The 17,537-nt window shown below is 55.1% G+C and carries 17 protein-coding genes; 12 read left to right on the forward strand and 5 right to left on the reverse strand.

The annotated features are described in order from the left end of the window. Positions 1-76: 76 nt before the first annotated feature. The 6 genes from glgC to glgP all read left to right on the forward strand — a co-directional run bounded on the left by glgC (position 77) and on the right by glgP (position 8,356). A complete protein-coding gene (glgC, locus tag FO268_RS10910) occupies positions 77-1,342 on the forward strand; it encodes a glucose-1-phosphate adenylyltransferase (RefSeq protein WP_150992832.1) in 1,266 nt (421 codons plus the stop codon). Further along, the gene (locus FO268_RS10915) at positions 1,332-3,056 is read left to right on the forward strand and encodes a glycoside hydrolase family 57 protein (protein WP_150992834.1); all 1,725 of its coding nucleotides are present in this window, start codon (positions 1,332-1,334) and stop codon (positions 3,054-3,056) included. Before glgC ends, FO268_RS10915 begins: the two co-directional genes overlap by 11 nt. After that, the gene (gene malQ, locus FO268_RS10920) at positions 3,053-4,540 is read left to right on the forward strand and encodes a 4-alpha-glucanotransferase (protein WP_150992836.1); all 1,488 of its coding nucleotides are present in this window, start codon (positions 3,053-3,055) and stop codon (positions 4,538-4,540) included. Before FO268_RS10915 ends, malQ begins: the two co-directional genes overlap by 4 nt. Positions 4,541-4,647: 107 nt before the next feature. Continuing rightward, positions 4,648-5,007 carry a PilZ domain-containing protein gene (locus FO268_RS10925; RefSeq protein WP_150992838.1) on the forward strand — a complete coding sequence of 120 codons (360 nt, stop codon included), beginning with the start codon at positions 4,648-4,650 and terminating at the stop codon, positions 5,005-5,007. A gap of 19 nt (positions 5,008-5,026) precedes the next feature. Beyond that, positions 5,027-5,797: an SDR family NAD(P)-dependent oxidoreductase gene (locus FO268_RS10930; protein WP_150992840.1), complete on the forward strand. Its 771-nt coding sequence runs from the start codon at positions 5,027-5,029 to the stop codon at positions 5,795-5,797. A 30-nt stretch (positions 5,798-5,827) separates the two neighbouring features. Further along, complete coding sequence (gene glgP, locus FO268_RS10935) at positions 5,828-8,356, forward strand: alpha-glucan family phosphorylase (RefSeq protein ID WP_150992842.1); 2,529 nt, start codon at positions 5,828-5,830, stop codon at positions 8,354-8,356. A gap of 3 nt (positions 8,357-8,359) precedes the next feature. On the opposite strand, the gene FO268_RS10940 is transcribed toward glgP, so the two are convergent. Further along, positions 8,360-9,775: a TrkH family potassium uptake protein gene (locus FO268_RS10940; RefSeq protein WP_150992844.1), complete on the reverse strand. Its 1,416-nt coding sequence runs from the start codon at positions 9,773-9,775 to the stop codon at positions 8,360-8,362. A gap of 253 nt (positions 9,776-10,028) precedes the next feature. On the opposite strand from FO268_RS10940, the gene FO268_RS10945 reads away from it, so the two are divergent. The 5 genes from FO268_RS10945 (at position 10,029) to FO268_RS10965 (ending at position 12,999) form a co-directional block, all read left to right on the forward strand. Beyond that, a complete protein-coding gene (locus FO268_RS10945) occupies positions 10,029-10,574 on the forward strand; it encodes a porin family protein (protein ID WP_150992846.1) in 546 nt (181 codons plus the stop codon). Between the two features lie 69 nt (positions 10,575-10,643). Next, positions 10,644-11,219 carry an acyl carrier protein phosphodiesterase gene (locus FO268_RS10950; RefSeq protein ID WP_150992848.1) on the forward strand — a complete coding sequence of 192 codons (576 nt, stop codon included), beginning with the start codon at positions 10,644-10,646 and terminating at the stop codon, positions 11,217-11,219. After that, entirely contained in the window at positions 11,219-11,809 is a 591-nt protein-coding gene (locus tag FO268_RS10955; RefSeq protein WP_225316659.1) for an ATP-dependent zinc protease family protein, read from the forward strand. The genes FO268_RS10950 and FO268_RS10955 overlap by 1 nt, the downstream gene beginning before the upstream one ends. Before the next feature lie 99 nt (positions 11,810-11,908). Beyond that, complete coding sequence (locus tag FO268_RS10960) at positions 11,909-12,310, forward strand: antitoxin Xre-like helix-turn-helix domain-containing protein (RefSeq protein ID WP_150992850.1); 402 nt, start codon at positions 11,909-11,911, stop codon at positions 12,308-12,310. After that, entirely contained in the window at positions 12,307-12,999 is a 693-nt protein-coding gene (locus FO268_RS10965) for an RES family NAD+ phosphorylase (protein WP_150992852.1), read from the forward strand. The genes FO268_RS10960 and FO268_RS10965 overlap by 4 nt, the downstream gene beginning before the upstream one ends. A gap of 8 nt (positions 13,000-13,007) precedes the next feature. On the opposite strand, the gene FO268_RS10970 is transcribed toward FO268_RS10965, so the two are convergent. Beyond that, positions 13,008-13,892 carry a LysR family transcriptional regulator gene (locus FO268_RS10970; RefSeq protein ID WP_150992854.1) on the reverse strand — a complete coding sequence of 295 codons (885 nt, stop codon included), beginning with the start codon at positions 13,890-13,892 and terminating at the stop codon, positions 13,008-13,010. Between the two features lie 104 nt (positions 13,893-13,996). On the opposite strand from FO268_RS10970, the gene FO268_RS10975 reads away from it, so the two are divergent. Next, on the forward strand, positions 13,997-14,239 hold the full coding sequence (locus tag FO268_RS10975; protein WP_150992856.1) for a DUF1127 domain-containing protein: 243 nt from the start codon (positions 13,997-13,999) through the stop codon (positions 14,237-14,239). A gap of 15 nt (positions 14,240-14,254) precedes the next feature. Here FO268_RS10975 and FO268_RS10980 read toward each other — a convergent pair whose 3' ends face one another. The 3 genes from FO268_RS10980 to FO268_RS10990 form a co-directional block, all read right to left on the reverse strand. Beyond that, positions 14,255-14,452, reverse strand: coding sequence for a DUF1127 domain-containing protein (locus FO268_RS10980; RefSeq protein WP_150992858.1), 198 nt, complete (start codon positions 14,450-14,452; stop codon positions 14,255-14,257). An 84-nt stretch (positions 14,453-14,536) separates the two neighbouring features. Next, the gene (locus FO268_RS10985) at positions 14,537-15,823 is read right to left on the reverse strand and encodes an MFS transporter (RefSeq protein WP_150992860.1); all 1,287 of its coding nucleotides are present in this window, start codon (positions 15,821-15,823) and stop codon (positions 14,537-14,539) included. A 196-nt stretch (positions 15,824-16,019) separates the two neighbouring features. Further along, entirely contained in the window at positions 16,020-17,327 is a 1,308-nt protein-coding gene (locus FO268_RS10990) for an ATP-grasp domain-containing protein (protein ID WP_150992862.1), read from the reverse strand. Positions 17,328-17,537: the final 210 nt, after the last annotated feature.

The following is a 17,537-nucleotide window of genomic DNA, read 5'->3' on the forward strand; positions in this document are numbered from 1 at the left end:
TACAAGCGTCAAAAACGTGGCAAACCCTCGGTTAAGCAACCGCCCACAGGGACTGAGTTTCTTCAGGGAAGCAGCTATGCACACCGCCAAGCGTTTCGTCAGTCGTCTTACTCGTCAGACATTAGCACTGGTACTTGCAGGAGGGCGAGGCTCCCGACTTCACGACCTCACCAAATGGCGCGCCAAACCAGCGGTGCCCTTTGGCGGCAAGTTCCGGATCATTGATTTTCCACTCTCCAACTGCATCAATTCGGGTATCGGTCAGGTAGGGGTGATCACCCAGTACAAATCCCACTCCCTGATCCGGCACATACAGCGAGGCTGGGGATTTCTTCGGGGTGAGCTGGACGAATTTGTCGAGCTGTTACCAGCCCAGCAGCGCATCGAAACCTCCTGGTACGAGGGCACTGCAGATGCAGTCCTCCAGAACCTCGACATCATCCGTAGTCATATGCCGGAGTATGTTCTGATTCTCGCTGGTGACCACATCTACAAGATGGACTATGGCACCATGTTGGCGGCTCATGTCGAGAATGACGCGGATATCACCGTTGGCTGCATTGAGGTCCCGCTCGAAGAGGCCACGGCTTTCGGCGTGATGTCGGTGGACGAGGAATTCAGGATTACCGAGTTTGTTGAAAAACCGGATCAACCCAGGCCAATGCCCGGCCATCCCGATAAAGCGCTGGCTTCCATGGGAATCTATGTGTTCAGCACCCAGGTGCTGTTCGATGAGCTGATGCGTGATCACCAGATGGAAGGGGGCACCTCCCATGATTTCGGCAAGGATATCATCCCTTCCGTCATCAAACGCCTGCGGGTAGTGGCTTTTCCGTTCCAGGATCCGGTCCAGAAAAAGCCTGCTTACTGGCGGGACGTCGGCACCATCGATGCCCTCTGGCAAGCCAATTTGGAGCTGATAGGTATCAGCCCTGAACTGAATCTCTACGACTCTCACTGGCCGATATGGACCTACCAGGAACAGTTGCCTCCGGCCAAGTTTATATTTGACGACGAGAACCGTCGGGGGATGGCGGTGGATTCCATGATTGCGGGCGGCTGTATTGTCTCAGGTGCAGTGGTTAAACATTCCCTTTTATTTTCACAGGTTAGAGTTCACTCTTACAGCAATATATCAGATTCGGTCATCTATCCGGACGTAGATATTGGCCGCCACTGCTACATACGCAATGCCCTGATTGATCGCGGTTGCCGTATTCCGGAGGGTTCGCGCATCGGCTTTGATGAGGCGGAAGACCGAAAGCGGTTTCATGTTTCCCCAAAAGGTATTGTGCTGATCACGCCCGAGATGCTCGGCCAGGATTATCCCCATGGCCTCTGACAAAACCCCCGTCGTGCTTTGCTGGCACATGCACCAGCCGTCCTATCAAGATCTGCGCAACGGACAATTCCTGTTTCCCTGGGTGTACCTCCACACCATCAAGGACTACAGCGATATGGCAGCGCACCTGGAACAGGAGCCCGAGGCAAGGGCCGTGGTCAATTTTGCGCCGGTTCTGCTGGAGCAGATCGAAATCTATCTGGTCCAGATTGAACGATGGCGCCATGGCGCCGGGGAGATCGGTGACCCACTGCTGGCTGCCCTGGTGACGGATCAACTGCCAGCACCCGGCACGCCGGCCTTCCTGGGCCTGGTGGAAAAATGCCTCCGCGCCAACTCGGACCGAATCATCGGCCGCTATCCGGCCTTTAAAAGACTTGCCGAACTGGCTGATATCTATCGGAAAAAGCCGGAATTGCAGAGGTACATATCCAGCCGGTTCCTCTCAGATCTGCTGGTCTGGTATCACCTTGGCTGGATGGGTGAAACCATTCGCCGTGAAAACCTCTGTATTCAGAGCCTTCAGGAGAAAGGCCACCAGTTCACGATGGATGATCGCCGAGCCCTGCTGGATGTAATTTACGAGGTGTTGTCCGGTATCGGGCCAAGATACCGGCATCTGGCCGGAAAGGGCCAGGTAGAGCTCTCTGTAAGCCCTTATACACACGCCATGCTGCCGTTGCTGCTGGAGCTGGAATCTGCCCGGGAAGCGATGCCGGACATTACCTTGCCCGTGCACAGCAACTATCCTGGCGGAAGCGACCGAGCGGGCTGGCAACTGCAACAGGCGAAAGCCGTTTTCCAGCGTTTCTTTGGCGTCGGGCCTTCCGGTTGCTGGGCTTCTGAAGGAGGACTGAGCCAGGCCACACTGGCATTGCTGGATAGCGAAGGTTTCCAGTGGACCGCCAGCGGAGATTCGGTCATTCACAACAGCCTGCACCGGGCGCGGGAAGAGAACCCGGACCTGCCGGATTACGGCATTCATCAGCCGTTCACCTTTGGTGATGCTGCCATTAACGTCTTCTTTCGGGACGACGGCCTGTCTGATCTTATTGGTTTCACCTATGCAGACTGGCATGCCGAAGATGCAGTTGGCGATCTGGTTCACCATATGGAGAACATCGCGAAGCATGCCAAACACGGGCCTTGCCAGGTAATTTCCATCATTATGGATGGCGAGAACGCCTGGGAATACTACCCTGAGAATGGGTATCACTTTCTAAACGAACTTTACCGGGTACTCGCGAAACACCCAACCCTGAAGCTAACGACCTACAGCGATCTCGTCGCACACCCGGTCACCGACCCGATCCCTTTACCCCACCTGGTCGCCGGAAGCTGGATTTACGGCACCTTTTCCACATGGATTGGCGACCCGGATAAAAACCGTGCCTGGGACCTGCTGTGTGAAGCGAAAATCCACTACGACCGGGCAATGGACAACGGTAGCCTTAATGCGGAGCAGAAAGAATCCGCAAGAAAGCAACTGGCCATCTGTGAGGGCTCCGACTGGTTCTGGTGGTTCGGGGATTACAATCCGGCCCAGATTGTCAGCGATTTCGAGCACCTGTATCGCAGGCATCTGGTGAATCTTTATGAAATGATCGGTTATCCGGCACCGCCGTCTGTGTTCCAGCAGCTAAGTCAGGGCAGTGGTGAGCCAGCCAGGGGTGGCGCCATGCGGCCCGGGCATGAAGCGGATACCGCAGTATGACTTCGAGCAGCGCCAGCGATCTGTTCAGTATGCGCCGCGCTGGAGTCTTGCTGCATCCGACATGCATACCCGGACCCTGGGGTGTTCTGGGAGCGAGTGCACGTACCTTCGTCGATTTTCTTGCCGACAGCGGGCTGAGTGTGTGGCAGACGCTCCCTATCGGGCCAACACATCCGGACCTCTCGCCGTACCAGTCCCTCAGCGCCCACGCTGGCAACCCACACCTGATTGACCTGTCAGAACTTGTTGAGGATGGGCTGCTTGCAGAGGTGGAGCTGACACAACCGGATGCCGATACGCGCCATCAGTTGCTGACCCTGGCCGCCCGGCGCTTCTTCCGCAATGAAGGTAAAGGGCTAAGCGGGCTGGATCTTGCCGGTTACCAACACTTTCGTGACATCAACGGTTACTGGCTGGATGAATTCTGTCTGTTCTGTGGTATTCGCGAAGTCCAGGTGTCACCAGGCTGGCTTCATTGGCCGCCACCCCTTCGAGACCGCGATGCCACAGCCTTGCGAAGCTTCATTGAGCAGCACCAGCCCCGCCTGGACAGGATCGGTTTCGAGCAGTTCCTGTTCTATCACCAGTGGCAGGCTCTGCGGGACTATGCGAGGGGGAAGGGCACCTTGCTGTTTGGCGACATACCCATTTTCGTGGCCCACGACAGTGCCGATGTCTGGGCCAACCGGCACCTGTTCAAGCTTGATGAACGGGGCGAGCCAACGGTGATTGCCGGAGTTCCGCCGGATTATTTTTCGCCGGAAGGCCAGCATTGGGGGAACCCGCTTTACGACTGGCAGGCTATGGCCCGGGATGGCTACCAGTGGTGGTTGGAGAGGCTCGAAAGCCAGCGCCACCTGTTCGACCTGATTCGTATTGATCACTTCCGTGGCCTCCAGGCCTACTGGGAAATCCCGGCAAAGACACCGGAACCACGATTCGGTGGTTGGGTTGCCGGCCCGGGGGACCACTTTCTCGAAGCCTGTTTTACGCGGTTTCCCGATTTACCGCTGGTTGCCGAGAACCTTGGGGTCATCAGCGACGATGTGGAAGTGTTGCGAAAACGGTTCCGGCTGCCCGGTATGACGGTAATGCAGTTCGGGTTTGATGGAAGCCCCAACAACCCCCATCTGTTGCATAACCACAATCCCCGGGATCTTGTGTACACAGGGACCCACGACAATGACACCACGCTTGGCTGGTACCAGAGCCTGGATGAGCCTACCAGGCGCTACGTTAACGATTACCTGGGTGCCACAGGAGACGGCATGCCCTGGCCAATCATCGATGCCGCCTTCCGGTCGGTGTGCTCCCTGGCTATTGTGCCGCTGCAGGACTTTATGGGGCTCGGCACAGAGGCCAGATTCAACACCCCCGGAACCGTGGTGAACAACTGGGTATGGCAACTGGACTGGAATCTTTGCAGGAACGATCTGTCAAACAGGATTGCTGAAACAGTAAAGCGTCATGGACGTCTACCGTGATGGCTGTTCGATTATTGATCAACATCAAAAAGGTGTAAGCAATACTCCGCTATAAATAACAGGTAGTTTAAACAATTGGCGTTCTTTGTGAGTCATAGGGGGGGAACATGGAACACAGACTCAGCAAACGCATACAGGGTAAGCTTGGCCTGCTGGTTTATAAACGTGGAATGCCCGTGGCAACCGGCCAGATCCGGGATGCATCAAAGCGGGGCCTATTTATTGCCACAGACTACACAGACGTCCAGCTCAACCAGACCCTGGAACTTGAATTTCGCTTTCCTCACAAGCAGGAAAAGCAGTTTCGCCGGCTCACCGCCCATGTTGTTCGCAAGTCTGCCAATGGTTTGGGAGTCGATTTCGAGGGGGTCGATAACGATAGTTTTACCATCTCCTCACTCATTCAATGGCTGACAAAACACCATAGGCCGATGAACTATTTTCCTGTTCGCCGGCAAGCCTACTGACACTTCAGGGAAGACTTCCATGGATAGATTAAAAGGTAAGGTTGCCGTTATAACCGGCGGCTCGGTCGGCATCGGAGCAGCAGCTGCAACCCGGATGGCAGAAGAAGGCGCGGCCATCGCTATTCTCGATTGCAATGATCAGGATGGCAAGGCCCTGGCCGAACAACTGACGGATCGCGGGTTCAAAGCAGGCTACTGGCATTGCGACGTCAGCAAGGAAGCGGAGGTCAAACAGGTTCTGGACGAGGTTGCCGAGGCTTTCGGCAGCCTCACCGTGATGGTCAACAACGCGGGAATCGCTGGCCCCAATAAACCCACTCACGAACTCACTGAGGAAGAGTGGGATGTTGTACAGAATGTGAACGTCAAAGGCGTTTTTTTCTGCATCAAACACGCCATTCCCCATATGAGAAAGGCCGGTGTCGGTAGCATTATCAACCTGTCATCCATCTATGGGCTCATCAGCGCACCGGACATTCCTCCGTACCACGCCTCCAAGGGCGCTGTGCGGCTGATGTCCAAAACCGATGCTCTGTTGTACGCCACGGAAAACATTCGCTCCAACTCCATTCATCCCGGATTTATCTGGACACCACTGGTTGAAGCGCACCTGAAAACCACAGGGCTTGACCCCGAGGAAGCGAGAAAAGCCACGGACGCGCTGCATCCTGTCGGTCATATGGGAGAACCCGATGATATTGCCTGGGGGGTGGTCTACCTGGCCTCGGACGAGTCCAAGTTTGTGACCGGCAGCGAGCTTGTCATTGATGGCGGTTACACCGCGCGTTAATGTCATCGCAGACCTGACCGGACTCTGACTGTGCCCCTGGCAGCCTATACGCCGCGGTTTATGCCGGAATCCGTGAGTGAGTTGTTTACGCTTGCTCTGGATCTCCGGTGGACATGGCACCATGGCAGTGACGAACTGTGGCGCACGCTCGACGAAGAAACCTGGGAAACCACGCGGAATGCGTGGCTGGTACTGAACAGCGTTTCGGATGACAGGCTGCAGGAACTGGCCAGTGACCGGGATTTCCAGAAACGCTACGCAGAGCAGGTTTCCGCCTACCACGAGTTCGTCAATGCCAGTACGTGGTATTCCGACGATTGCCCGGGTGACCTGGGCGAAGGCATTGCCTATTTCTGTATGGAGTACGGTCTTTGCGAGTCCCTTCCACTGTATAGCGGCGGCCTTGGCGTCCTCGCGGGTGATTATCTCAAAGCGGCCAGTGATCTCGGCGTACCGGTAACGGCAGTCGGTTTGCTTTATCAACAGGGGTATTTCCGGCAGGCCATCAGTACCGAGGGCGAACAGCTGGAGTTCTATCCCTACAATGACCCCACCATGCTTCCCGTTTCTCCCCTCAGGGACGATGATGGCCAGTGGGTGAGGGTAGTTGTTCCGTTCCCGGGCCGCCCCGTTCTATTGAGAGCCTGGCAAGCTCAGGTGGGGCGTTGTCGATTGTTACTGCTGGACAGCAACGACCCGCGCAACGAACCCGGAGACCGGGGCATAACCAGTGAGCTATACACCGGTGATCCTGAAAAGCGCCTGCAACAGGAAATGGTGCTTGGGATTGGCGGCTGGCGATTGCTAAGGCAACTGGACATTCAGCCGACGCTTTGTCATCTCAACGAGGGCCACTGTGCTCTGGCCCTTATTGAGCGAGCATTCAGCTGGCAGGAACACCAGAAGACTGACTTCCAGACCGCCCGGATGGCGACCAGGGCGACCAACCTGTTAACCACGCACACCTCGGTTGCTTCCGGCTTTGACCACTTTTCCGGGTCTCTCCTTCGTCTCTATTTGAGCCCCTGGCTCGAAACCAGGGACCTTACCGTAGAAGAACTGATAGGGCTGGGTAGTGAGCACGCGGTAGCCCCAGCAGAGAAGGATGGCCAGAATCTGAACATGGCTTATCTGGCGTTGAATATGAGCGGCCGGATCAACGGCGTCAGCCGCATTCATCAGAAAGTCTCGCAAACCATTTTTCAACCGCTTTTCCCACGCTGGCCGACCGAAGACATTCCTGCGGAATTCGTCACCAATGGAGTTCACACTCCAAGCTGGGATTCCCCGGAAGCCGATGCCGTGTGGACACGAGCGTGCGGCGCGGACCGGTGGCGCCGCCCCTTACGGATGGCATGTCCAATGAACGACGTGTCGGACGAAGAGCTCTGGGAAATGCGCCGATTGCAGCGAACACGGCTGATCCGCTACTTGCGACGTCGCCTGGTCGGCCAGCATTGCGAGCAAAACCCCGGCAACAACCACGCCTCCGCCTGCGGAATGCTACTGGACAACGAAACCCTTACCCTGGGCTTCGCCAGACGATTTACCGAATACAAGCGGCCGGGTCTGTTACTGAAAGAGCAGCAACGACTGCTGAGATTGCTGGGCAGCCGGGACACGCCAGTGCAGATTGTTCTGGCCGGCAAAGCCCACCCCTATGACCGGCCCGGTAAGGACATGATCCGTCAATGGAAGACGTTTTCCCGACGCCCGGATGTGGAGGGGAAGGTGGTATTTATTGAAGACTATGATCTTGGTGTTGCAAGCCAGTTGATCCAGGGTGTGGACGTATGGCTGAACTGCCCCCAGCATCCGTGGGAAGCCTGTGGTACCAGCGGTATGAAAGTGCTGGTCAACGGCGGCCTGAATCTTTCCCAGTATGACGGCTGGTGGGCCGAGGCGTGGAACCAGGATGTTGGCTGGGCCATTCGTCCTGGTGCGACGTTCGAAGAACTCTGCAACTCGAACGATCACGACCTTTCAGATGCACGTGAACTCTATGACTTGCTGGAACGCGACGTCATTCCCGCGTTCTACAATGTCGACGAGCAAGGAATTCCGCGAGACTGGCTGCAACGGATACGCGCCAGCATGGACCAGTTAACGGCTGTCTATTCCGCCAACCGGATGGTTCGCGAGTATGTTGAGGGGTTTTATTTGCCGATGGTCAAACAAGGAAAACAACGAAACCCCGCAACCCTGGCGGCCATGGTTACCGAGCACCAGGAGATCAACAGGCACTGGCCAAGGCTGCGGTTCAGCGCTATTAATGTCAGTGAAACCGGTGGCAACCAGACCTACACTGCAGAAGCCTACCTGGATGGTATTGAGGAATCGCGCATCGCCATGGAACTGGTGGCCGAGGCCTCTGACTGGGGGCCGCGAACCGTCGTTGAGATGCCGATGAAACATCCTCTCGCCGGCTCGGCTCACAGTTACCTGTATGAGTGCACGGTGCCGGCGCGGCCGGAAGGGCACTACACCCCTCGTTTGCGGGTAAAGGATGACCGCTTGAATCTACCGCTGGAAAATCCAGCCGTGCTGTGGCTGAAATAGGTATCAGCTGCGCCAGAACGCCGGTGACAGAACAATCACTACGCTGAGGATTTCCAGGCGGCCCATCAGCATACCTACCGACAGAATCCATTTAGCCGTTTCAGGCAGCGGCGCAAATGTGCCGGCGGGGCCAATGGTACCGCCGAGGGCGGGCCCCACATTCGTGAGCACAGTCAGGGCTCCGGAGAGGCTGGTTATGAAATCAAGCTGCAGCGCCGCCAATGCAATCGTTATGATCAGCAGGCACAACAGGAAGATAAAGGTATAGGCAATCATCGAGGAAATGATTTCATCACTCACCGCGCGGCCGTTATAGTTCCGGGTAAATACCGCTCTTGGGTGCAACAGACGCATCAGTTGTTCCCGCAACACAATCAGCGAAAGCTGGAAGCGGAAAATTTTCATCCCCCCCGCAGTCGAGCCGGAGCACCCGCCAACAAACATCAGGAAGAAGAACAGCACGAATGCCAGTGGCCCCCAGGCCGAATAATCTTCCGACGCATATCCGGTAGTAGTCACTACCGAAGTGACATTGAAAAGCGTGGAAACATACCCGTTGACGAGATCGAATTCGCCCGGCGACACATACCAGCGGTACAGGGTCAGTAACGCGGGGATCACCAGCAAAATGCTGACAAAGAGGCGAACCTGTTGATCCCGGAACAGGACACCGTGCTGCCCGTGCAGTTCCCTCACGAACAGGAAGAAGGGCATGCTTCCGATCATCATGAAAAACGTGGCTTCCAGCAGAATCAGGTTGGAATCGAACTTGCCCATGGACGAGTCTGACGTGGAGAACCCGCCGGTGGCAATGCTCGTCAGGCCGTGATTGAAAGCATCGAACAGAGTCATCCCGGAGAACCAGTAAGTTGTCACCGCGATAATCGAAAATGCAACGTAGACCAGCAACAGGCCGCGGCTGAGCGTTTTCATCCGCGGCAGCGCCTTGTCTGTCCATTCTGACGATTCAGTGGCAAACAGGCGCATGCCGCCCACGCGCAGGAAGGGCAGTACCGCAACGAACATACCGATAATGCCAATTCCACCAATCCATTGCAGCACCGAGCGCCAGAGCAACAGGTCCTGATCCATGGTATCCAGGCCGGTGAGCACGGTGGCCCCGGTGGTCGTAATACCGGAAGTGCCTTCAAAAAAGGCTTCTCCAAGGGTGAGGCCAAGGTCGCTGAGGTAGAACGGGAGGGAAGAGAGCAGGGCGATGATGAACCAGCTGGAGACGGTAAGCACAAACATGAAGCGGGGCTTCAGGTCTCTTGCCTGGCGGTAAGTGGCCAGTAGCCCCAGCAGACCCACGCCAAAGCAGATCGAGGCAGACTCCACGAATGCCATGGCATTCGGCGCACTAGAAGTTGCCAGAAGAAGCACGGGCAACACCATGAATATACTCAAAAGTATAAACATGACGCTCATAATGAAGATGACGGGGTTCAGGTTTCTCAAAAGATGCTCAAGCCGGCTGAACAAAGAGATCGCGACAGAATACAGGCGGCCTAGCGCTTGCGCAAGGCAGAACCCCCGAACTGTCAGGCCCTTACAGGTTTATTAAATCACCGTAAATTCCAGGTAAATCCGGATCTGCTGGCTGGCGTTTATCGTCAGCGTGATGCAACGTCCGTTATTGGGTTTGCTTGTAAAACCAAAAGGAGTATTGAGCATGAGAAAACCAATTGTACTGGTGTTGGGCCTTGCCTCGGTTTCGGCGCTGACAGTTTCACAGGCTGCGAATGCAGATATGTACAAATCCGGTGGCGACGGCCTTTACGCAGGCCTGAACTACAGCTTTATCGACATTGAAAACGGCCGTGACGAAGTGGATGTTGGTGCGCTTTCTGCCAAGGTGGGAGGCCTGGTCTCGCCATTCTTCGGCCTTGAAGCCCGTGCTGGTTTTGGCGTCGATGACGATCGTAATAATGGCGTTGAATACTCGCTGGACAATTTTTTCGGGGGCTACGCCACCCTTAACCTGGCCAACGAATCGCCGGCCACGCCCTATCTGGTTTTCGGCTTTACCCGTGTTGAACTGGAAGCACAGTCCGTTCTGGGTACCACCAACGAAGACGAAAGTGATTTCTCATACGGTGCCGGCGTCAATGTCGATCTCACCCCGGAACTGGCTGGCAACCTGGAATACATGCGTTACTATGACAAGGACGGCGCTACCGTTGACGGCCTTGGGCTGGGTGTAACCTTCAGCTTCTGAGCCAGTTGAGTCCGGATCTGGTTTTCTGGCGGCAGGCGCCTGTTTGCCGTCGGAAGATCAGGAGTCAGCTTGAATCACCTTGCCCATCTCTTTCTTGCACCGAACAGTCCGCAGGCCCGCGTTGGAAGCCTGTTGGGAGATTTCGCCCGTGGCGTGATTCCCGAACAACTTCCGGTGCAGGTCAGGACAGGGCTGTACCATCATCGTGCGGTGGATGCCTTCACTGATCGTCACCCGGAGGTTATCGCCAGTAAGCGACTTTTCTCCGCCCAACGCCGCCGTTTTGCCGGCGTTGCCCTGGATATTCTCTACGATCACTATCTGTTAAGAAACTGGAAACTCTTCAGCCATGTGGAGTCTGATACCTTTATTGACCAGGTATACAGGGAGCTTGATGCCAACTCATCACTGATGCCCGAACCCATGCAGCGGGTCACCCGGCAGATTGTCCGAAACGACTGGTTCCGCTCATATATGGATCTCGGGAATATTGGCTATGCTCTGGATCGAGTGGCTGGTCGTATCCGGTTCACAAATGCGTTCAACGGAATTATTGAAGAAATAAAAGAGCACGACGATGAGTTGGAGCACCGTTTTCTCCAATTTTTCCCCGAGCTCAAACACTTTGCCACAGAGGACATATGATGCTGACGAGATCCATGAAGTCTATCGCCGCCGTGTTTTTCCTTAGCCCCGCCGTACTACTGGCCAATGCGCACAATGACGAAAACAGCGTCCCTGAAACACTTGGATTTGTAGAGTGGGTGGTACTGGAAGAAACAGGCCTGCGCCTGAAGGCCCGTCTGGATACAGGGGCCAAGACTTCATCCCTGCATGCTGTAAATGTCGAACCGTTCGAGAAAGATGACGAAGAATGGGTGAGTTTCCAGTTGCCGCTGGCTGATCACCAGGATCAGGAAGATGCCGACGGAGCCGATCTGGAAGAGGTGATTCTGGAATTCAGCTTACCGGTAGAACGTACCGTTAAAATCAAACGCAAGGGCGCCCCATCCCAGCGTCGTTACGTGGTCAATATGGAATTCTGCATTGCTGGTACCACGCACAAAACCGAGTTCTCCCTCACCGACCGCGGCAAATTTTCCTATCCGGCGCTGCTGGGACGTCGCTTTATGAGTGATGACAACATTCTGATTGACTCCTCAGACGCTTTCATTTCTCAGAAAGAATGTGAGCACAAGAGTCTGGCCGAGCTAGCCAACAAGCACGCGGAATGAGATTGCAACGCGCTGTATCCATGTAGACAATAAATCACAAATTGTTTATCCTGATACTATGTTGAACAGCCAGATAAACGTAAGGCGGTGGTATCAATCATGAGCAGCGCGCAAAAGCTCGAACCCGTTGAGAAAAGCAGAGCCTCCGGTGTGGGCCTCAAAACCGTGTTCACGATTCTGGACCGCTGGGGCTGCACACCGGAGCAGGTCCAGAAAATTCTGCAAATCTCCCGCCCGGCGTACTACAAGTACCGCAAGAATCCGGCACAGGCTAACCTGACCCACGATCAGATCGAGCGGTTGAGCTACCTGGTAAATATTCACGGGAGCCTGCGGACGATTTTCGAGAATCCAAAGAACGTATATGGGTTTATGGGCCTGAAAAACGAGAATCCGTATTTCAATGGCAAAAGCCCGCTGGAAGTGATCAGCACCGGCCAGTTCTCAGCGCTCTATGAAACCTTCAAACGTATCGATGTGTTGCGCGGGGGTCTGTGGTGAGTGGGGATTTGCCGCCCGTCATCAAACTGGACAGCCTCACCGGGTATCGCCTGATCAACTCGAAATTTCCACCCACCAGCCTTTTTGATGATGTTGCTGATGAGGATGAGTTCGAGGCCCTTTATGAACTCCAGGCAATGACTAACCCCCGGTTGCAGACGGAGTTGGGCAATCTCAACCTGGTGCGGAGAGAAGACATACCTTTTGGAATACCAGGGTGCTCCTATGCCACTGGCGCGTTTACTCATGTTAACCCCGAAGGGAGCCGTTTCAGCGATGGCCAGTACGGTGTTCTGTATATGGGCGACAGCATTGATACAGCCATTGCTGAGGTTGCCTATCACCAGTCGCAGTACTGGCGGGGCGTCCACGGTCTGGACTACGACCGTTTCGTTTTCCGGGGACTGAAATGCAGAGTAGGGCAGACCGAACTCCACGATGCCACAACCATTTCCTTTGATGACCCCATCTACGACACCGCCAGTTACGCCGCATCCAGGGTTTTTGGGCGTAAACTCTATCAGGCAGGTTCTGATGGGTTGCAGTATCATTCCGTCAGGAAACCCGGAGCAACATGCTGGGGGTTATTCACGCCGAGGCACGTTCGCAGCGTGATCCAGAGCGCTCATTTCGAGTTCATCTGGAACGGCGAGGAAATAAGCTCCATCAATAAATTCACCCGGGCGTGAAAAACCCGCTACGACTGCCATTCGCTGACAATCAGATCAAACATTGCCCGCAGTTCGGCTCGCTCATAACTGCGTACGCCGCACACCAGGTTGAGATCAGTGCTCAACACCGGCTCGTCAAACAGATGAATTCCGCCCCTTTGCTGCGACTGCAATGCAAACTCCCGCTCAACAAGGCCGAACCCCATACCGGATTTCACCATAACCACCGTGGAATACTCGTCATCGGAGCTTGTGGCAGCTTCTGAGAGATTTGCCTGTGGGCCAAGCAGGTCGGTCATAAAGTCAAAGAACGGGCAATCGCGATTTGGCCATACCCATGGCAGGCGCCGGCGTGCCTCAAAATCTTCAGGCAAGGTGTCGATACCTGCGTCGGCGGGCCCGACCACGGAAACGCATACCGGTGTCAGGGCCACGATCCTGAGCCGCGGATCGTTCCATTTTCCGTACACGTAGCCCAGGTCCAACTCTTCAGAGAGCACCTCTTCAATGATCTGGGTCGACGACCGCGTTCGCATTTCAAGAGTCAGGTGAGGCAGGGCGGCCGTCTTTAGGTGTAGTACCTCATCCATCCGAAGATATTCAGGGGGAGAGTTCAGCCCGAGCCGGAGGGTTGCCCGCGGCGATGAGCGCAGGGAAAGTGCGGTATTCCGGACATCCTCTACGGCGGTGAACACCTGGCGAACCGGCATGAGCAGGCGTTCCCCTGCTGCGGTCAGGGCCATTCCTTGCTTGCTGCGTTCGAATAAAAGTACCTGGAACTCATCCTCAAGTTGGCGCAGATGCTCACTGACCGCTGAAGGCGTGGAATGACGGCGTGCCGCCGCCCGGGTCAGATTGGACTCTTCTGCGACCAGAAGAAAGGACTTCAGCCTATCCAGTTTTATGTTCATATTTTACGAACACCAGGTTCATATAATGTCCATGGACGGCCATAAATAAGGGGCCGAGAATGGTTTCATTGTAGTCATCGTTCATATTTATAGGAAGACAAAAAATGAAACCAACCGCTATGAACCAGGCGTTTCACCCCTCACAGGCCATTAACCATCAGCGCTTACAACCCAGGGCGCCCAAGCGTCTGTATGACCTGTTGAAAGTTTATTTCGAACGGTGGTGCAGACGTTACCGCCTCAGAAACTCGCTCTATGAAATGGACACCCAGCTGATTGAAAAAGACATAGGGGTGCCCGCCGGCAGTCTGGCAGAGGAAGCGCACAAACCTTTCTGGCGGGACTGAATCCAGAGGCGAGGCTCAGGCCGAACGACACTTCTTCCAGAACGGGCTGTGAGCCTCGCGTAGCAGCTCGGCTCTGGACAGCCCGACGTCCCGGGCTAATCGATCCAGTTCCCTCGCCGGCATGCCTGTCAGGCGCTTCTTCAGCCGACTGCGGGTTTTGTGGTTGTCCAGATATCTTTTAAGCGTGACTATCAGGGCTGTGTAGAATTTCATGATTCACCTCGGGTGCATCATGAAATTCTATTTGCCCAGCCGTTTCAGAACAGATACAGATTGTTGGAATCAGGGGAGCACAGATCAGGCCCTGTTTTCGGGCTCTTCCCCATTCTCCGCATTCTCCATATTCTCTTGTTCCTCAAACCCGGCATTTCGGGGGTCGAGCTCTGAGACACCCAGGGCTGCTTCCGGGGTGGTGGTGTAGTACTGCTCCTGTTGCTCCACCGGCGGATGGCGGCGCTTCGATGCTAACGCAATAAATACGATCAGCCCGCCCAATATAATCGTGTTGCTGAGGAAAAGTCCGCGGGGCCCCAGCATGTCCATGAACAGGGCGCTGATCAGTGGACCAATGATGCTGCCTATCCCGTAGCTGAGAAGCAGGGCGGTACTGGCGGCGGTTACCTGGTGGGATTCCATAAGGTCGTTGGTAATGGCAACCGCGATGGGATAGATGGCAGCACTGATGCCCATATACAGCCCTACGAAAAGGACCAGCGCAATCATGTTGAGGTTGCCGATGAAGGCAGCGACCAGACTGCACAGGGCGGCAACGGTAGCTGCGACCAGCATCACCCGGTAACGGTCGAAGTGATCGCATAAGCGACCAATAGGCCAGGCCAGTAGCATGGCTGCCACAATGGCCGACGCCATGAAGTTGGAGAGCTGCCCCAGATCAAGGCCAATCCGGTCAGCGTACACTGGGCCCATGGCATAGAAAGCGCTGATCAACAGCCCCGCGATCAGCGCGCCAAGAGTGCCCACCGGCGACTTATGGTAGAGCCTGGTCAGCGACAGCCGGTCACCTTGTGTAATAACCGGTGACGCCCGGCTGGTCATCGACAGCGGAGTTAACGCCAGAACAACCAGTATCGTTGCCAGGGAGAATGGAATAAAGCCCGCCGGGTCTGCCACCCGAATCAATACCTGCCCCCCCGCGGTAGAGAGGAAGAAGATAACCTGATAGATCGCAAACAGGCTGGCCCGGTTCCTGTTATCGGCCTTACTGCTGAACCAGCTCTCCATGACAATCATCAGGCCTGCCATCGCAAAACCGCCCAGCGCCCGTAAAAAGCCCCATAAAATGGCTTCGACAGCCATGGGGTAGATCAGTATCGAAGCAGCGAGAACCGCGGAAAACACAGCAAACGCCCGGATATGACCGACTTTTTCGATAATTCGCCCGGCGTAGAGGGTGCCCGCGACAAAACCGATGGAATAGAACGCCAGAATCCAGCCGATAACGCTGGCGCTGAATTCTTCAATACTGAGCCTGAGGCCGAGCAGGGTCATCAGGAAGGCGTTGCCCATAATGAGCAGGATAATGCTCAGGATGAGTGACGACAGGCTGGTGATGGTTCTTTGCATCAATCCTCCGTATCAAGCCGATGGAAAGGCGCGTTTGGGTCTGGTGATACCTATAGCAGGGACTGTGGGGATGGAGCGGCTGAAAAAAAGGGCATGAGCGAAGACAGGCCATGAGACCTTCCATGATTCCGGAGTCCTGGATAACCGGAATCATGGAAGGCAAGAGCTGCAATAACTCTATGGTTTTGGCTGGCCTCTAGACGTAGAAGTCCAGGTCTTCCTGTGCTTTCAGCAGATCCCGCATCTTGATCGGGTCGTCGCCAAAGAAGAACACAAGGCCCCAATGAGTTCCAAAAGCCGACCGGTCAGGGACTGTCTCTTCCGTCGGCTCATGTAGTTCGTGGTACTCGAAATAGGGATGCTCAATGGTTTCCTTGGGCATTTCGAGCCTGCTGACCACTCGGCGGCGCGGATACACGCCAAAGCAACCGGCATAGCCTTTCGCGTCGACCACCTCGCGGGGGAAAAAGTTATCCACTTCTTCCTTGGTGCTTTTAGGATCGAACACCAACATTGAAGCCTGGTAGGCATTGAAACCATAAGCCCGCTCGATCAACTCAAAAGCCTTGAAGCCGGGCGGACGGTAAGCGACTTCACCAAAGTACATTTCGCCATCTGCAGTCACAAAGTACTCGGGGTGAATCAGACCGAACTGGATGTCGAACGTTTTGATCAATAGCTCGATTTGCTTGGTAATCGCGTTACGCCAGCTCTCGAGTTGCGCCGTTGCAGGGACAAATACCGAGTAGCCCAAGGTTACGTACTCGGAAATATTGAGGAACTTGATTTTGCCGTCGTGGATCCAGGCCTCAACCGCAAACTCCCAGCCGTCCAGGTGGCTTTCCATCAACAACGGATATTCCTCCGCCGGAATGGTGTCGATTTCTTCTATCTTGCGGATCATCCTGTGGCCCAGGCAGCCGGCCTTGTCGAAGGCTTTGACGTGAATCGGGTCATCCGGGTCGCCATCAAGCTTGAGCAGCGTCTGATTGACGCGTTTCATAAAGCGCACGATGTCTTCCTTCTCGTGCGCCTCCTCGAAGATACCGACGCGGATGCCGCCAAGCTGCGCGCGCCGTTTCATCAGTGCCTTGTCACGAAACAGAATGGACTGGCCATACATGCGAGGGTTGTTAAGCAGAACAGAGTTGATCGCGCCGGACCACTCCACCGTTTCTTCAAAGAGCGGGATGGCGACATCAACACCTTCCGCTTTCAGCTTTTCTGCAATCTCAAGGGACCGGTCGTTCAGGCGGATAAAATCCCACGGGATAAACGGTATCTTGTTTGCCGTACAGAAATCCGCGGCCCATTCCGGAGCAACCACGATGTAGCGGCGGTCAAACTTCTGGGCAGCCTTGATCGCGTTGACACTCCAGCCGAGTAGGGCGATGTAACCTTTGTTCGGATCCTTCGGAGTCTCTGTCCCTTTGACAGAATCCATCTCCGGGTCGAGCCAGGCAGCTACCTCTGTTGGCAATTGCTTTTCTGACGTCATCGACATTCGGTGTTCTCCTTGCTGGTTAACCCAGACAAACTGCGCCGATAAGTGGAGCGCACCGGGTAAAATGAGTCTTTAAGCAGCATCGCTTAAAGGGATCAGTGAATCCCGATCATCAACACCAATATAGTAGGCCCGGTTACAAATTGAAACGAAAGTCCGGGAATAGTTTGCTTCCGAAACGCCATAAGAGCATCGTTGCTCAATGGACGA

Source organism: Marinobacter denitrificans (assembly GCF_008795955.1).
GTDB lineage: Bacteria > Pseudomonadota > Gammaproteobacteria > Pseudomonadales > Oleiphilaceae > Marinobacter > Marinobacter denitrificans.

Excerpts from the sequence above, each read along its gene's own strand:
- glgC (WP_150992832.1), top strand. The coding sequence starts at position 77 with ATGCACACCGCCAAGCGTTTCGTCAGTCGTCTTACTCGTCAGACATTA.
- FO268_RS10915 (WP_150992834.1), top strand. The coding sequence starts at position 1,332 with ATGGCCTCTGACAAAACCCCCGTCGTGCTTTGCTGGCACATGCACCAG.
- malQ (WP_150992836.1), top strand. The coding sequence starts at position 3,053 with ATGACTTCGAGCAGCGCCAGCGATCTGTTCAGTATGCGCCGCGCTGGA.
- FO268_RS10925 (WP_150992838.1), top strand. The coding sequence starts at position 4,648 with ATGGAACACAGACTCAGCAAACGCATACAGGGTAAGCTTGGCCTGCTG.
- FO268_RS10930 (WP_150992840.1), top strand. The coding sequence starts at position 5,027 with ATGGATAGATTAAAAGGTAAGGTTGCCGTTATAACCGGCGGCTCGGTC.
- FO268_RS10940 (WP_150992844.1), bottom strand. The coding sequence starts at position 9,775 with ATGTTTATACTTTTGAGTATATTCATGGTGTTGCCCGTGCTTCTTCTG.
- FO268_RS10945 (WP_150992846.1), top strand. The coding sequence starts at position 10,029 with ATGAGAAAACCAATTGTACTGGTGTTGGGCCTTGCCTCGGTTTCGGCG.
- FO268_RS10955 (WP_225316659.1), top strand. The coding sequence starts at position 11,219 with ATGCTGACGAGATCCATGAAGTCTATCGCCGCCGTGTTTTTCCTTAGC.
- FO268_RS10960 (WP_150992850.1), top strand. The coding sequence starts at position 11,909 with ATGAGCAGCGCGCAAAAGCTCGAACCCGTTGAGAAAAGCAGAGCCTCC.
- FO268_RS10970 (WP_150992854.1), bottom strand. The coding sequence starts at position 13,892 with ATGAACATAAAACTGGATAGGCTGAAGTCCTTTCTTCTGGTCGCAGAA.
- FO268_RS10975 (WP_150992856.1), top strand. The coding sequence starts at position 13,997 with ATGAAACCAACCGCTATGAACCAGGCGTTTCACCCCTCACAGGCCATT.
- FO268_RS10980 (WP_150992858.1), bottom strand. The coding sequence starts at position 14,452 with ATGAAATTCTACACAGCCCTGATAGTCACGCTTAAAAGATATCTGGAC.
- FO268_RS10985 (WP_150992860.1), bottom strand. The coding sequence starts at position 15,823 with ATGCAAAGAACCATCACCAGCCTGTCGTCACTCATCCTGAGCATTATC.
- FO268_RS10990 (WP_150992862.1), bottom strand. The coding sequence starts at position 17,327 with ATGTCGATGACGTCAGAAAAGCAATTGCCAACAGAGGTAGCTGCCTGG.